Here is a 14,755-nt window from a genome sequence, read left to right on the forward strand (position 1 = left end):
TTTTATGGCTGATTATCGTTTTCTTTTGCTTTGAAATCTTCCAGAATTTGTTTTAAACGTGTTTTCCTTTCTGCTTCTGCATTCTGTATCTTACGTTTTTTCTGATCAATCTGCTTTTTATTTTTTTTCCTGTTTGCATCATTGTTTTTGCTCATATTTTTATCGGTAAGAAATTGCTTCATCAAAAATAAGAAACAAAAAGAGAAGAAGAGTGGTGGATTTCCGTATAAACTAATAATAAATTAATTTTGCAAAAAAAAGATGGAACAACAGTCCAAAGATCCTCTACACGGGAAAAGACTGGATGCTATCCTTGAAGAGTTGGTAGAGTACTATCAAGGCTTCGAAAGGCTGGGCGAACAGATCAATATAAAATGCTTTACAGATAACCCAAGTATCAACTCTTCTCTGAAGTTTCTGAGAAAAACACCATGGGCAAGAACAAAGGTTGAAAGCTTGTATCTCTTTGTGCTGAGACAGAAAAAGCGCGATGAAGGAAAGACTGGGAAGTAGAATGCGGGACATTGTTTTAAGATTTTTCTTTAGCTTTTTTCTCTGAACAATCATTTCAAAAACATTATATTTGTAACATTAATCGTGAAACGAAATCACGAAAAAAAGAAAAAATATGACAATCGAAAACAATCACGTTGTAGCTGTACGTTACATCCTTCACACTATCGAAGCGGACGGAACTAAAGTTCTTGTAGAAGAAACAACAGCAGAAAATCCACTTACATTTTTGTATGGTGTGGGAATGATGATTCCAAAGTTTGAACAAAATATCTTAGGTTTAAAAGCTGGTGATAAAGCTGCATTTGTAATTCAGCCTGAAGAAGCTTATGGTGAAAGACAGCCTGACGCTATCGCTCAATTGCCAATTGATATGTTTAAAGAATCAGGAACTCCACCAATCGGTGCTATTTTACCTTTATCTGATAACCAGGGGAATAATTTCCAGGCATTCGTGGTAGAAGTAACTCCGGAAGTTGTAGTTGCAGATCTTAACCATCCAATGGCAGGAAAAGTGTTGGATTTCGATGTAGAAGTTTTAAGCACTCGTCCGGCAACTGAAGAAGAGTTGGCACATGGTCATGCTCACGGAGTTGACGGAACTGACACTCACTAAAAAACAATATAAATATCTGGTTTTTCCGGACATTTTTTAGATAAAAAATAAGCCACAGAATTATTTATCTGTGGCTTATTTTTATTTATAATGTACAAATAGCTATTAAATGCTTGGCATTCCCCTCTTTTGACGGGGTGGTTCTACAGGCAAAGCATTCCTATACATTTACTAATCCAAAAATTCCCCTGAAACATAATACCAGCGTTCATGCATTTTCTGAAAAACAGAAAACTCATGATGAACCTGTGGATGACCATCCTGATCCGTATAATAAGCCTTAAATTCTACATGATTTAAAGCAGGTGTCCGGACGATTTCCAGTTTTGTCCATTGGTTGATTTCTCCCCATTCCTGAAGGTCTTTCTTATTGTGGTATTTTCTTTTTCCGGGAAGCGTAGTCTCCATCAGATATTCGCCATTCGGAATGGCAAAAGCAGAGAATCTTGAGCGCATCAGAGCTTCAGCAGTGGGAGCATATTTTTCTCCGGTATGATAAGGCTTACAGCATTCTTCGTAGGATTTTCCTGAACAGCATGGACAGTCCATATATTGTATTTTAAGTATTGAAACGCAAAAATAATGAATATCGGTAGAAACGGCTTCAGCCGAAACATATAAAATTTATTTATCGCAAATATGTGCAAAAAAAGAAGCACTCTAGTTAAAGAATGCTTCCCATAGATTTATTTAATAAACCCTCTGTTTCTTAATAAAGGTTTGATATCCGGATCGTGTCCCGTAAAATCTCTGAATGCCTGATTCAGGTCTACAGAATTTCCTACGGAAAGAATATATTTTCTGAAACGGTCACCATTTTCTCTGGTTAAGCCGCCATTTTTACTGATCCATTCCCATGCATCATTATCCAGTGTTTCAGACCATAAATAAGCATAGTATCCTGCAGAATAGCCACCTCCCCAGATGTGAGCAAAATAAGGAGTATGGTATCTTGGCGGAACCGTTGCCAAATTAAATCCATGGCTCGCTAAAGACTGCTTTTCAAAATCCAGAACTGGAATAAACTGGCTCTCATTGCTTACTGTATGCCAATCCATATCCAGTTCAGCAGCAGAAACCAATTCAGTTGTCATATATCCCTGATTGAAAGTAGATGCTTTTTTGATCTTATCTACTAAAGCCTGAGGAATAGGCTGTTTTGTTTCATAATGTACGGCATAATTTTTCAGAACCATAGGATCTAAAGCCCAGTGCTCGTTGATCTGAGATGGAAACTCCACAAAGTCTCTCGGTACATTCGTTCCTGAAAGAGAAGGGTATTTCTGGCTTGCAAACATTCCGTGAATAGAGTGACCAAATTCATGGAAGATGGTTGAAACATCATCATAACTGATTAATGAAGGTTTTCCAGGAGCCGGTTTCTGATAATTGTAGCAGTTTACGATCACAGGTTTTGTTCCTAATAAATAAGACTGCTCAACAAAATTACTCATCCATGCTCCACCATTTTTAGAATCTCGGGTATAGAAATCTAAATAGTAAATCGCGATAGATTTTCCATCATGATCAAAAACTTCATACGTTACTACATCCGGATGGTACACAGGTAGATCTGTTCTCTTTTTGAAAGTCAGCCCATAGAATTTTTCAGCAGCAAAGAAAACTCCTTTTTCGAGAACCGTTGTGATTTCGAAATAAGGCTTTATCTGGCTCTCGTCAAGATCGAATTTAGCTTTTCTTACCTGCTCAGCATAGAAATTCCAGTCCCAGGGCTCTACATTGAAACCTCCTTTCTGCTGATCAATAAGATCCTGGATATCTTTTGCTTCACGTCTTGCAGTCTCCACTGCAGGAGTAGCAATCTGATTCATTAGTTTAGTCGCTGCTTCAGGTGTTTTTGCCATCTGATCCTGCAATTTCCATTCAGCAAAATTTTTCTTACCTAAAATCTGAGCTTTCTTTAATCTTAATTTAGCCAATTGCTCAATTGTAGATCTTGTATCGTTGGCATCGCCTTTTTCAGCTCTGGTCCATGAAGCTTTGAACAGCTTTTCTCTGGTAGCTCTGTTTTTTAAATTTTGAAGAAGAGGTTGTTGTGTGGTATTTTGTAAAGCCAGAAGATATTTCCCAGGTTGTCCTGCTGTTTTAGCATCAGAAGCTGCTGCAGCAATTTCATCCGCAGAAAGTCCGTCAAGTTCTTTTGCGTCAGAGAAAAATACACCTCCCTGTTTTCTTGCTTCCAATAATTTATTGGAATATTGTGTAGAAAGGGAAGCCAGTTCCTGGTTGAGTTGCTTTAACTTTTCTTTATCAGCTGCAGAAAGATTGGCTCCTGCAATTTCAAAATTCTGCTTATAATATTGTACAAGTCTTTTGCTTTCAGAATCAAGACCATCTTCTTTAATGGACTGTATTCTTTTATAAAGATTTTCATTCAGGTACAGTTTATCAGAATGTGCTGCAAAAATAGGAGCATATTCTTCATCTAAAGCCTGCAGCGTAGGATTGGTATTCGCGCTTGTAAGGTTAGAGAATACAATTTGCGCTCTTCTCAGTACTTCACCACTTTTTTCCAGTGCTACGATGGTATTTTCAAAAGTAGGAGCTGCCGGATTGTTGGCAATTTTTACAATTTCAGCTTCATGCTGTTTTAAACCAAAGTCGAAAGCAGGTTTGAAGTGCTCATTTTTGATTTTGTCAAACTCCGGAGCTTCGTATTGAAGCTTACTTTTCTTCATAAACGGATTTGAAGATAAAGATGGATCAGGTGCAGGAAGCTCCTGTTGAATATCGGTCTGTTTCATTGTAGTACAAGATTGATTGAACGCCAAGGCAGAAATTAATAATACCGATGAAATATTCTTCATAAATATAGTTGTTATTAAACCATAAAGATATTAAAAACTTGTATCATAGAATCTATTTTGGGAGATGTATTTATTGAAACTGTAATGGAACTGTTTTAAAATAAATAAGATAAGCAGCTTACATCCGGAAAGGTAATTCTGAAAAATCAATATTGCAGACAATTGCAGTATTTTTAAATGTAATGTAATATTTTTTATAAATTAGTTGTTATTTAATTAAAGAAACCAACTGAAATAATTTACAAAAGAAATAAGCATGAAAACAAGGACTTTATTTATTTTTTCAGCCTTAGTGGCACTAGGCTCATGTAATGATAAACATGAGAACAGAAACAGAGATAGAGACGGAGACAGAAGTAATTGGGTAGAAAAAGTAGTAAACAAAGAAAACGGCCCTATACAGCATAAAGAATTTAACGGAGATTTTGATGAAATTCAGGTTTCTCAGGCCATTGAAGCTGAAATCATAAAATCTGAAACAGAAAAAGTAGAAATCTCAGCTCCTCAAAATATCATCAATGAGATTTTGGTGGATAATGAGGGCGGAAGACTTCATATTCATTATAAACCAGGGATCAGAGTGATGAATATCAGTAAAGTGACTGCTAAGATTTACGCAAAAGACTTTAAGAAGCTTCTTGCCGATTCAGCAGCGAGAATTATAGTAAAAGATAAATTTACACAGGAAAAAACAGATGTTGAAGTATCAAGCGCAGCAAGTATTTCAGGAGATCTGGAAGCAAATGATATGGATATCAACATTAGCAGCAGCAGTAGTTTTGATGGCAAAATATGGGCAGTAAACCTGGATGTTGAATCTTCATCAGGGTCTACGCTTGATATTTCAGGAAAAGCGAAAAAGGCAGATATCAGTGCTTCTTCAGGCAGCAGCGTTTCAGCCAAAGGCGTTATTGCAGATGATGTAGAGGCAGATGCTTCCAGCGGTGCAAGCATTCATATAAGCGCTGTTTCCAGTGTGAAGGCAGGTGCTTCATCAGGTGGAAGTGTAGATATCTCTAAAAAAGGAGAGCTTAAGAATGTAAGCAAAGACGAAAGCAGCGGCGGAAGTGTAAACATCCAATAAATTAATTCTGGGATTCTTCCTCATCTTCTTCATCAGCGGATGAGGAACCCTCCCAATTTTTATTATCAAAATTAAGATTATCGTAAGCTAATAAATCCTCCTCTCGCTGGAGGATTTCTTTTGTAGTAAACAGAGTAATATCTTCATCATTTTCCTTCATTTTGGCGAGCTTTCTGATGGAAGCTTTGTCAATGGCCATAAACCTTTGCCCCATACGTCTTGCTGCATATTTTCTCATTCCTGTTTCATGAAGTACGTCAACGGCCATATCCACCGCTGTTCCTAATGTTTCACGGTAAATATGATTGACTCCGCTGTTAAGATAATCATAAGCATCAATCCTGTTTTTCGCTCTTACAAAAATTTTCACTTCAGGATAATGTTCACGTACTAGTTCTGCAATGAATTTGTTATCATCCGGATCATCCAGGCACAAAACCAAAATTTCAGCATCTTCAATTCCGGCAGCCCTTAAAATAGGAATTCTGGTAGCGTCACCATAATATACTTTAAAACCATAGCTTCTAAGCAATTTCACACGGTCAGAATCCCGATCCAAAACAGTAGCTGATATTTTATTGGCTTTTAAAAGACGGCCCACCGTACTTCCAAAGTGTCCAAAACCTACAATAATGATCTTCTTTTGAGTAACATCACTGTCAAGAATATTGTAATCATGCTCTTCTTCAGGGATTTCTTTGATGAATTTCGGAGTAATGAATTTATCATTGATGATCAAAAGAATAGGAGTAATACACATTGTAATAGCAGTAACCGCCATCATTTGTGCATTCATTTCAGGACCTAAAAGATATAGATCTGATGCATAATTGAGCAGTACAAAGGCAAATTCTCCCACCTGGGAAAGGGCAAATGCATAGAAAAGACTTTGGGGGGTATCTATCCTGAAAAACTTTCCAATAGCATATAAGACAATAAATTTTACAGCCAGCACAGCAAAAACAGTACTGAAGATAAATAAAGGATCTTTCTGGATAATATTAAAATTGATAGTTGATCCCACACTCACGAAGAAAACAGCCAGTAACAGTCCTTTGAAAGGATCAATCTGAGCTTCCAGTTCGTGGCGGAATTCACTGTTGGCAAGCATTACTCCTGCAAGGAAAGCTCCCAATGCCGGAGAAAGGCCAATAACAACCATCAGTTCAGAAACACCGATAACCAAAAATAGGGAAGAAGCCGTTAATAACTCTGTCATTCCCGATTTTGAAACATAACGAAGGAAAGGAACAAAAACATATCTGCCCAGTAAAATAAGCAATACAACTCCGAAAATTACCGTTCCGGCCTGAAGCCATTCCGGGAGTTTCTGAATCAGAATCTGAATTTCATTATCATGATGTTTGGCTTTATAATTGGCAACAATAGGAAGTATGGCCAAAATAGGGATCACCGAAATATCCTGAAATAAAAGGGTAGAGAAGGATGCCTCCCCAGCCGTTGTTTTGAGGTTATTCTTTTCCTGTAAGGTTTGCAGAACAATGGCGGTGGAAGATAAAGCAAAACACATTGCAATAGCAATGGCTTTGTCTACTCTCCAGCCAACACTTGTGAATACCAGAAAAAGCAATAAAATGGTGAGTGCCATCTGGGAAAGCCCCAAGCCCATTATCTTTTTCCGCATTTCCCAGAATTTCCGGGGTTCCAGTTCTAAACCTACCAGAAATAAAAGCATGATGACTCCAAACTCACTGGCATGCATAATGTCATTTACATTGTTTCCCGTAAGTTTAAGTGCATAAGGACCTATGATGATTCCTCCTAAAATATAACCGATTACAGAGCTCAAGCCTAATTTCCTTGCCAATGGAACCATAATAATGGCTACACCCAGGAAGATTAATGTGTTCATCGCTAAGCTGGATTCCATATGCTATTGATTGAGTAGTTCTGTAAATTCCTTTTTATGTAAAATAATTTCTTTTTTTGAGAGCTTGTTGGCTTCGTACACAATTTTGATGTGCCTGATATCTGCTTTGAAGACTTTTAAAGAAACAATCAGCCCACTGATCAGCTCTTCTATGGTGTATTGATAAGTGCCCGTTTTGCTGAAAGATCTTTCTTTTCCGCCGGTAGTGATCAGAATATAGACTTCTTTTCCTTCCAGTGGATTATATTCACCCTCTTTAAGCCAGTCTCTGTCGAAAACTTCATCAATCCATAATCTGAGAAGAGGTGGCATTCCAAACCATATCAGAGGAAACTGGAAAACAAAACGTTCGTAATTTTTAAGGCGTTTTCTTTCCCGGAAAGCTGCAATATGAAAGTCTGGATATTCTTCGTAAAGATCTCTCAGGGTATAATGCTGGTGGCGAACGTAGAAATTGATGAGCTCTACATTCGAATTGGAGTGCTCCAGATAAGGGTGTGCAAATACTACCAGCGTCTTCTTCATAATCCTGTTTTCAGTAAATTTAAGAAAAAAATATTGAATAAAAGACGGTTTTTGTGGGACTTTATTAATTTTTTAATATCTAAATATCAATTTAGCATTAATAAAAGTTAAAGAATTGAGGTTATTTTAGCTTTTTATATAAAAAAAATCAGATCGTTATGATCTGATTTCTATATCAATTTTGAAAATGACTTGTTCATTTACCAACCTCCGGATGCGCCTCCGCCGCCAAAGCTTCCGCCACCGCCGAAGCCTCCAAATCCGCCGCCACCGCCGCCGGAACTTCCTCCACCAAAGCTGCCTCCTCCGAAGCTGCCCGGGAATGGGAAGAAACCGCCAGGATAATTTCTGCGTCCTCTTCTGGTGATGATCACATCATCATCGTCATCATTGTTTCCGCCTCGTCCGCCGCCTCTGTTACCAAAAAGGATGGCAATTATGATGAAAATAATAAAGGCAATGATGAGCACCTTAAAAGCACTTCCATTACCGGAAGGAGCTGTAGTGGCTTCAGGTTTAAATTTGCCCTGTACAGCCTCCATAATTGCTGAGGTTCCTCCGTTGATTCCGTCATACCAAAGCCCTTTTTTGAAATTTGGAGTGACAATATAATCCAGGATCTGTCCTGCTACTGAAGCAGTAAGATATTGTTCTACGGCTCGCCCCTGCTGGATAGACATGGTTCTGTCTTCTGTAGCAATAAGGAAAACTACTCCGTTATCTACTCCTTTTTTTCCGATTTTCCATTTTTCGCCAAACATCGTTGCCAGAAAGTTGACATCTTCTCCTTTGGTAGAGCGAATGATCACTACTTCAATTTCTGTTGAGGTAGAATCTGCAAACTTGATCAGCTTATTATTAAGCGCATCTTTTTCCTGCTGAGAGAGCAATCCTGCTTCATCAAAAACAGGGTAAAGCACTGCCGGCTTTTCGGGAATGGTGTATTGTGCTGATACAAATGTGTAAAAGCAGAGTAGTAAAAATGAAAATACTATTTTAAGAGAACGTAATTTCATTTGGAAGTTGGTTTGGATTTTCTCCTTCTACAGGAAAATGTTTTTTGAGTTCAATGCCTGTTTCCAGGATGGCACTTTTCAATGCCTGATGATAATTTCCTTTGGCAAACTCGGCGGTTATATAATCGTGAAGATGATCCCAGTAAGACTGTTTTACTTTTTCATGAATTCCGGTATCTCCAATAATGGTAAGATATTTCTGTTCGAAATTGATATAGAAGAGTACAGCATTCCGGTCAGCAGTTTTATCCATATCGAGTTTTTTGAAAACGTCAAATGCAGTCTTCGCATCACGGTTTTCCGTATTGGAATCAATATGTACCCTGATCTCTCCTGTAGAATGATCTTCCGCAGACTGAATCGCTTCCACAAGGGAAGCGATCTGTTGATTTGTTAGGAAATTACCCATTATTATTTGAATGCTTCAGGGGCTTTCTCAGCACCTGCCTCAGCTTTGAAATAAGGTTTTTCTTTAAAGTTGGTGAAATTCGCCAGAATATTATTCGGGAAAGTCTTGATAGAAGTGTTGTAATCCTTTGCAGCATCGTTATAATAAACAGTTTCAGTTCTGATACTGTTTTCAATAGCAGTGTATTCTCTCTGGAAGTTGATATACTGCTGATCTGCTTTTAAATTAGGATAAGATTCTACAACTGCCATCAATCTGCTTAATGATCCCGATAATTCTCCTTGCGCAGCCTGGAATTTAGCCATATCTGCTTCAGTCATATTCGTAGGGTCAATGTTGATAGAAGTAGCTTTTGAACGCGCTTCTACAACCTTTGTTAAAGTTTCCTGTTCAAATTTTGAATACGATTTTACCGTTCTTTCCAGGTTAGGAATAAGGTTGGCTCTTTTCTGATATACAGTCTCTACATTAGACCATTTTGCGTTCACAGTCTGTTCTTTGTTTACAAAGCTGTTATATCCGCTTTTTCCCCAAAAGAATAGAACAGCCACAATGATAAGGAGGGCAATACCAATAGTTCCGGCACCCAAACATCCTTTATTTTTCATAGTTTATTTTTTTTAAATTTTTTGTGCTAACCAAATATACAAATTATGTGCTAATTTTGTAAAAAATTATTTGAATGACAACAATAGTGGTGGCAATGGGAGAGAAAAATGAAATTGGTTTTGAAAATCAGTTGCTTTGGCATCTTCCCAAAGATTTGAAACATTTTAAAGATATTACTTCAGGACATCCGATTATTATGGGAAGAAAAACCTACGAAAGTATTGGAAAGCCTCTTCTTAACCGTACCAATATTGTTGTATCAAGAAAGAAAGACTGGTTTGAGGAAGGAATCCTTATTGTAGGAAGCATCAAAGAAGCATTGAAATTTGCTAAAAAAATTGATGAAGAAGTTTTCGTCATTGGTGGCGGAAATATCTATGAGCAGACTATGGATGTGGTAGACAAGCTTGAAGTTACTTTAGTGAAAGCAGATCTTCAGGCAGATACCTTCTTTCCGAAAATAGATCCGAAAATCTGGAAAAAAACAACCGAAATCTTTCATGAAAAAGATGAAAAAAATGAATATGATTTCTTTTTTCAGACGTTTGAAAGAATTAAAAAAGAAGCATAATTGTCAATAGTGAATTTTTGCTTCGCAAAGTGAATCGTGAATTTCTCACAGGTACAAAAATTAACAAGCGTAGCGAATTGACCATTCACAATTGACTTTTTGAACTTTAAGCTCTAAATTTATTATCTTTGCACTTCTAAAATTTAATAATGAACAAATACATAAAAATTGCAATAGCAGCAGTTCTTATCCTGTTAGGACTTTATATGATGATTTTCACAAGAAATCTGGGATGGGGTATTGTTATTTTTCTTTTGGCTGCATTCCCAATCTTATTATTCTTTAAAAATGAGTATATTCTATTGGCATTCTGGCAATTGAGAAAACAAAATATGGAAAAAGCCGGAGAATGGTTATCAAAAATAACAGATTATAAAGCACAGCTTCATAAAACTCAATATGGATATTTCCATTATTTATCAGGATTGACGCAAGCTCAGGATCACCCTGCAAAAGTAGAACCTTTCATGAAGAAAGCGTTAGAATATGGTCTGAATATGAAACATGACAGAGCAATGGCTACTTTAAATCTTGCAGCAGCCGCTATTTCTAAAGGAAGAAAACAGGAAGGACAGAAGCTGCTTGAAGAAGCAAAAAGACTTGACAGTGCTGGAATGATGACAGACCAGATAAAAATGATGAAAGATCAGCTGAAGATGCCGACCATGCAGAAGCATATGCACAATCCTAATATGAGAAACAGAGGAAAATTCTTCTAAACAACATAGCATACAATATAAAAGTCCTGATTCTTCAGGACTTTTTGTTTTTTATTATTGATGTGAATCGAGTTTAAGAAAAATATCTTTTGGATCAAATATTCCTTTACATTTCCGAATTCTGATCATACCCATAAAACTTTGGCATCTGCCAGTGGTATTTTACAGCGAATGTTCGGATCGCAACGATCAGTAAAATAGTAAAGATCTGAATAAAAGTATAAGAAAGCGTAGTATATCTGGTCATCAACAAAAATGCTGAACCTCCCAATATACATGCTGTAGCATAAATTTCCTTTCTGAAGATCAATGGAATTCTGTTGAGCAGGATATCCCGGATAATACCGCCAAAACAACCGGTTATAGTACCTAATGCAATACAGATCATAGGATGAATTCCTGCATTTAGCCCTTTCTGTACACCAATTATCGTGAACAATCCAAGCCCGAAGCTGTCGAAGATAAATAAGGTTACCTTAAAGTTTTTCTCCAGAGATTTAAATACCATGGAAAAAATACTGGTTGCCAGAATCAGGGCACACATCAGAAGATCATGCATCCAGAATACGGGAATATCCAGCAACAGGTCTCTTACCGTTCCTCCACCTACAGAAGTTACAAATGCAATAATCAGTACCCCAAACGGATCAAGCCGTTTCTGCATGGCTGCAAAACTTCCGGACATGGAAAAGGCAATGGTCCCCAGGACTTCTATTGCAAAATTGAACTGTTCGTGCATATATTATGAATGATAAGTAATGAGCAATGAGTAATAAAAATTATGCCATTTAAATTTGAGATAATTTAAAGTTATATGTGGTCATAACCTTTACAAGTTCTTCACATTCTGTCTTTAAATGTAAAATTTTTTCCGGATTTATATATTCTAATTCTTCAATAATTTCAAGCCAAAGTTGGGTTTCATCAATTTCCTCAACTACGATGCACATTTTAGCAAATTTCTCTTTCTCTGATCTTGCTCTGGATACTGCCCTGTAATTGGCAGCCACAGAAGTTGCAGATCTGATAATCTGTTTTCTTATTATTGAAATATCATCAGAATAAGGTAATAAAGAAAGTGCTCTAATGATAGCAATAGAAAAACTTTTGGTTCGTTCCCGGAAAATTTGATTAAAATCTATCCTATCAAAATTATTCATTACTTATTGCTCATTGCTTATATCTATCTTTCCACTCTTACGGAGTCCGGAACCATCAGTTCGTATTCGCCTCCGTGATTGATAACTTCTCTTACTATGCTGCTGCTGATGAAAGATTTTCCAGAAGAAGTTAATAAGAATACGGTTTCCAGTTTTTTGTGAGCTAATGTTCTGTTGGTATGGGCAATCGCTTTTTCGAATTCAAAATCGGCAGGGTTTCTCAATCCTCTGATGATGTACTGAGCATTTTTTTCAAAGCAGTAATCTACTGTTAGACCTTCAAATGAGTCTACTTCTACATTGGGGAATTCTGCCACTGAATTTTGAATGAATTCCATCCTTTTTTCAAGAGGAAACATATATTTCTTTTGAGAATTCTGCCCGATAGCGATGATTAATTTATCAAACAGCGGAGCCGCTCTTTCTATAATGTCGTAATGTCCTAGTGTAATGGGGTCAAAAGATCCCGGGAAAACAGCAATTTTCATGTTGTACGAGTTATGATGTTGAATGGTAAATTATCCGTTAAAAGCTGTAGATTTATTTTATATATAACTTCTAACCTCTAACTTCTATATTTACTTATTAAGTGCTTTTTCTACTTCATTTCCACAAAGATCCATAATGGAAATTCCATAATGTCTTGCCTGCTGAGGAAGAATACTTGCAGGAGAGAATCCCGGATTGGTATTCATTTCAAGCATATAAGGAATTCCGTTCATCAGGATAAATTCACTTCTTGAAAAACCACTCATTCCTAATGAATTGTAAGCTCTCTTGGCGATTTCTTCCACTCTTTTTGTGGTTTCTTTGTCAATTCTTGCGGGTGTAATTTCCTCAGAAGCTCCTTCATATTTGGCTTCATAATCAAAAAACTCATTGGTAGGGACTATTTCTGTAATTCCTAATACGATGGTTTCCCCTTTAAAATCTATAACCCCTACAGAAACTTCCATACCGTCCAGAAAACTTTCAATCAAAATTTCATCATCTTCTTTGAATGCAATTTCAGTAGCGGCAATCAGTTCAGATTTATCTTTTACTTTGGAAATTCCCAGGGAGGATCCGGATTGATTGGGCTTTACAAACAAAGGAAGGTTAAGCTCAGATACAATCTCATCCACATTTATGTCTTCCCCTTTTCTTAAATAAATGCTTTTAGCCGAAGGAATTCCATATTTTGATAATACAGCAAGCGTATCTTTTTTATTGAAAGTAAGAGCACTCTGATAAAAATCACAACCTGTGTATTTTTGACCAATTGCATCCCAGTAAGCCTGAAGAATTCCATTTTCTCCCGGAGTTCCGTGGATGATATTGAAACAGGCATCAAACTTTAAGGTTTCCCCATTATCTAATGTTACAGAAAAATCTCCTCTGTTGATGGCATATTTTTTATCATTTTCACCTAAAAAATACCATTCATCTTTAAGGACTACAACTTTATATACATCATAGAGATTTCTGTCCAGAGAATCATAAATTAATTGTCCGCTTTTTAAAGAAACCACATATTCATCAGAATAGCCTCCCATTACTACGGCAACACTTTTTTTATTCATAACCATATAGTATCAATTAAGGCAAATTTAATCATTTTATGTAATGCAATATGGGAAATCGGCAAATTTTAAAATCAAAAATGAATTGTGTTAAATAAAAAGTCCATTCTAAAATTATTAGCTATATTTGCGGTTATAATTAAAGTATTTTTAAGTATGCTTAAATCACTTTTCAATTGGAAAGTTTTACTGAATTTAGTAGTAGCCATCGGTATTTTCGTAGGGCTTGTGTGGCTTACATTTCGATGGTTGGAGTACCATACTAACCACGGTCAGGAAATTCCTGTTCCCAATATTGTAAATAAATCGGTACATGATGCCGTAAAAATATTAGATGATACAGGGCTTGAATATGAAGTAGACAGTGCCAATTACGATCCGAAATACAGACCTTTCCAGGTGCTGATGGTATATCCTGCACCAGGTTCCCGTGTAAAGGACGGAAGAACAGTAACCCTTAAAGTAAATCCGAGAACATGGGCACCTATTGCTGTTCCGAATGTTATTAATAAATATTCAGGACTTGCATTCCAGAGATTGGACCAGGTAGGTCTTAAAATTGGAGATACCATCTATGAACCAAGTATTCAGAAAGATGCTCTTTTAAGAATATTATATAAAGGAAATGCCGTAAACCCTGGAACCCGTTTACCTAGATTCTCTATTATTGATGTAGTAGTAGGTTCCGGACCTATGAGAAATATTTCTATTCCTAATGTAGTAGGACTTACGGTAAAAGAGGCAAGAGCCGTAATTACCAAAAGTATGTTTGAAGTAGGTTTGGTAGAGCATGAGGATGGAAGTAAAGATGAATCTGATATTATTTATTATCAGGATCCTGCTTCCGGAGATGTTCGTGATCAGGGAATGCAAATAGACCTTTGGGCAAGTAAGAAAACTCCGGCAGAGCTGAGAGGTAAAATTGAACAGCTGAATTCTATCTACAGAATGAAAGTGGATACTTCACTTCCTCCGGTACGTTATGAAGAAGTACATACTGAGCCAAACTACGAAGCTCCGCCAGTATCGGCTCCTGCCCCTAGAAGAGAAACTCCAAAACCAGAAGTTCCGAAAACTGAGACTCCTAAGACGCAGACTGTAACTTCTAAACCTGCAGGTCAGGGATCAGAGAAGCCTAAAACTTCTACTAATCCTGCTACAGGAAATACAGCCAAACCGGCTGCATCCACTACTACTCAACAGCCCGCTCAAAAGCCGAAAGCTAAGAAAGTAGTCGTAGAATAAGATCAGA

18 protein-coding genes are annotated in these 14,755 nt (G+C 37.0%); 6 read left to right on the forward strand and 12 right to left on the reverse strand.

Annotated features, from left to right (window positions below; translation table 11 throughout):
* Positions 1-2: 2 nt before the first annotated feature.
* A complete protein-coding gene (locus tag CLU97_RS23830) occupies positions 3-155 on the reverse strand; it encodes a hypothetical protein (RefSeq protein WP_183084646.1) in 153 nt (50 codons plus the stop codon).
* A gap of 106 nt (positions 156-261) precedes the next feature.
* Here CLU97_RS23830 and CLU97_RS20850 point away from each other — a divergent pair, with 106 nt between their 5' ends.
* Both CLU97_RS20850 and CLU97_RS20855 read left to right on the forward strand, forming a co-directional pair.
* The gene (locus tag CLU97_RS20850; protein WP_121489821.1) at positions 262-513 is read left to right on the forward strand and encodes a VF530 family DNA-binding protein; all 252 of its coding nucleotides are present in this window, start codon (positions 262-264) and stop codon (positions 511-513) included.
* A 115-nt stretch (positions 514-628) separates the two neighbouring features.
* Positions 629-1,129: a peptidylprolyl isomerase gene (locus CLU97_RS20855; protein ID WP_121489822.1), complete on the forward strand. Its 501-nt coding sequence runs from the start codon at positions 629-631 to the stop codon at positions 1,127-1,129.
* Between the two features lie 171 nt (positions 1,130-1,300).
* Here the strand turns inward: CLU97_RS20855 and CLU97_RS20860 are convergent, their stop codons facing one another.
* Both CLU97_RS20860 and CLU97_RS20865 read right to left on the reverse strand, forming a co-directional pair.
* Complete coding sequence (locus tag CLU97_RS20860; protein WP_121489823.1) at positions 1,301-1,678, reverse strand: YchJ family protein; 378 nt, start codon at positions 1,676-1,678, stop codon at positions 1,301-1,303.
* 137 nt (positions 1,679-1,815) lie between these two features.
* Positions 1,816-3,957: a M3 family metallopeptidase gene (locus CLU97_RS20865; RefSeq protein ID WP_121489824.1), complete on the reverse strand. Its 2,142-nt coding sequence runs from the start codon at positions 3,955-3,957 to the stop codon at positions 1,816-1,818.
* A 256-nt stretch (positions 3,958-4,213) separates the two neighbouring features.
* Here CLU97_RS20865 and CLU97_RS20870 point away from each other — a divergent pair, with 256 nt between their 5' ends.
* Positions 4,214-5,041 carry a GIN domain-containing protein gene (locus CLU97_RS20870; RefSeq protein ID WP_121489825.1) on the forward strand — a complete coding sequence of 276 codons (828 nt, stop codon included), beginning with the start codon at positions 4,214-4,216 and terminating at the stop codon, positions 5,039-5,041.
* Position 5,042: 1 nt separating this feature from the next.
* On the opposite strand, the gene CLU97_RS20875 is transcribed toward CLU97_RS20870, so the two are convergent.
* The 5 genes from CLU97_RS20875 to CLU97_RS20895 form a co-directional block, all read right to left on the reverse strand.
* The gene (locus CLU97_RS20875; protein WP_121489826.1) at positions 5,043-6,932 is read right to left on the reverse strand and encodes a monovalent cation:proton antiporter-2 (CPA2) family protein; all 1,890 of its coding nucleotides are present in this window, start codon (positions 6,930-6,932) and stop codon (positions 5,043-5,045) included.
* A 3-nt stretch (positions 6,933-6,935) separates the two neighbouring features.
* Positions 6,936-7,457 carry an NAD(P)H-dependent oxidoreductase gene (locus CLU97_RS20880; protein WP_121489827.1) on the reverse strand — a complete coding sequence of 174 codons (522 nt, stop codon included), beginning with the start codon at positions 7,455-7,457 and terminating at the stop codon, positions 6,936-6,938.
* Positions 7,458-7,657: 200 nt separating this feature from the next.
* Positions 7,658-8,473 carry a TPM domain-containing protein gene (locus tag CLU97_RS20885; RefSeq protein ID WP_121489828.1) on the reverse strand — a complete coding sequence of 272 codons (816 nt, stop codon included), beginning with the start codon at positions 8,471-8,473 and terminating at the stop codon, positions 7,658-7,660.
* A complete protein-coding gene (locus CLU97_RS20890) occupies positions 8,454-8,882 on the reverse strand; it encodes a TPM domain-containing protein (RefSeq protein ID WP_228437890.1) in 429 nt (142 codons plus the stop codon). Before CLU97_RS20890 ends, CLU97_RS20885 begins: the two co-directional genes overlap by 20 nt.
* A gap of 2 nt (positions 8,883-8,884) precedes the next feature.
* Complete coding sequence (locus CLU97_RS20895) at positions 8,885-9,490, reverse strand: LemA family protein (RefSeq protein ID WP_121489830.1); 606 nt, start codon at positions 9,488-9,490, stop codon at positions 8,885-8,887.
* 74 nt (positions 9,491-9,564) lie between these two features.
* Here CLU97_RS20895 and CLU97_RS20900 point away from each other — a divergent pair, with 74 nt between their 5' ends.
* Together CLU97_RS20900 and CLU97_RS20905 are read left to right on the forward strand one after the other, a co-directional pair.
* Positions 9,565-10,062 (forward strand): dihydrofolate reductase, encoded by a 498-nt coding sequence (locus CLU97_RS20900; RefSeq protein WP_121489831.1) that lies wholly within the window; start codon positions 9,565-9,567, stop codon positions 10,060-10,062.
* A gap of 149 nt (positions 10,063-10,211) precedes the next feature.
* Positions 10,212-10,781, forward strand: a complete 570-nt coding sequence (locus tag CLU97_RS20905; RefSeq protein WP_121489832.1) for a DUF2892 domain-containing protein — start codon at positions 10,212-10,214, stop codon at positions 10,779-10,781.
* Between the two features lie 106 nt (positions 10,782-10,887).
* Here the strand turns inward: CLU97_RS20905 and CLU97_RS20910 are convergent, their stop codons facing one another.
* From CLU97_RS20910 to CLU97_RS20925, 4 genes are all read right to left on the reverse strand, one after another.
* The gene (locus CLU97_RS20910) at positions 10,888-11,520 is read right to left on the reverse strand and encodes a trimeric intracellular cation channel family protein (protein WP_121489833.1); all 633 of its coding nucleotides are present in this window, start codon (positions 11,518-11,520) and stop codon (positions 10,888-10,890) included.
* A 49-nt stretch (positions 11,521-11,569) separates the two neighbouring features.
* Complete coding sequence (locus tag CLU97_RS20915) at positions 11,570-11,941, reverse strand: four helix bundle protein (RefSeq protein WP_183084647.1); 372 nt, start codon at positions 11,939-11,941, stop codon at positions 11,570-11,572.
* Between the two features lie 23 nt (positions 11,942-11,964).
* The gene (coaD, locus tag CLU97_RS20920) at positions 11,965-12,429 is read right to left on the reverse strand and encodes a pantetheine-phosphate adenylyltransferase (RefSeq protein ID WP_034693345.1); all 465 of its coding nucleotides are present in this window, start codon (positions 12,427-12,429) and stop codon (positions 11,965-11,967) included.
* A gap of 90 nt (positions 12,430-12,519) precedes the next feature.
* On the reverse strand, positions 12,520-13,503 hold the full coding sequence (locus CLU97_RS20925) for a D-alanine--D-alanine ligase (RefSeq protein WP_121489956.1): 984 nt from the start codon (positions 13,501-13,503) through the stop codon (positions 12,520-12,522).
* A 156-nt stretch (positions 13,504-13,659) separates the two neighbouring features.
* On the opposite strand from CLU97_RS20925, the gene CLU97_RS20930 reads away from it, so the two are divergent.
* Positions 13,660-14,748: a PASTA domain-containing protein gene (locus CLU97_RS20930; RefSeq protein ID WP_121489834.1), complete on the forward strand. Its 1,089-nt coding sequence runs from the start codon at positions 13,660-13,662 to the stop codon at positions 14,746-14,748.
* Positions 14,749-14,755: the final 7 nt, after the last annotated feature.

It is taken from the genome of Chryseobacterium sp. 7 (assembly GCF_003663845.1).
Classification (GTDB): Bacteria; Bacteroidota; Bacteroidia; order Flavobacteriales; family Weeksellaceae; genus Chryseobacterium.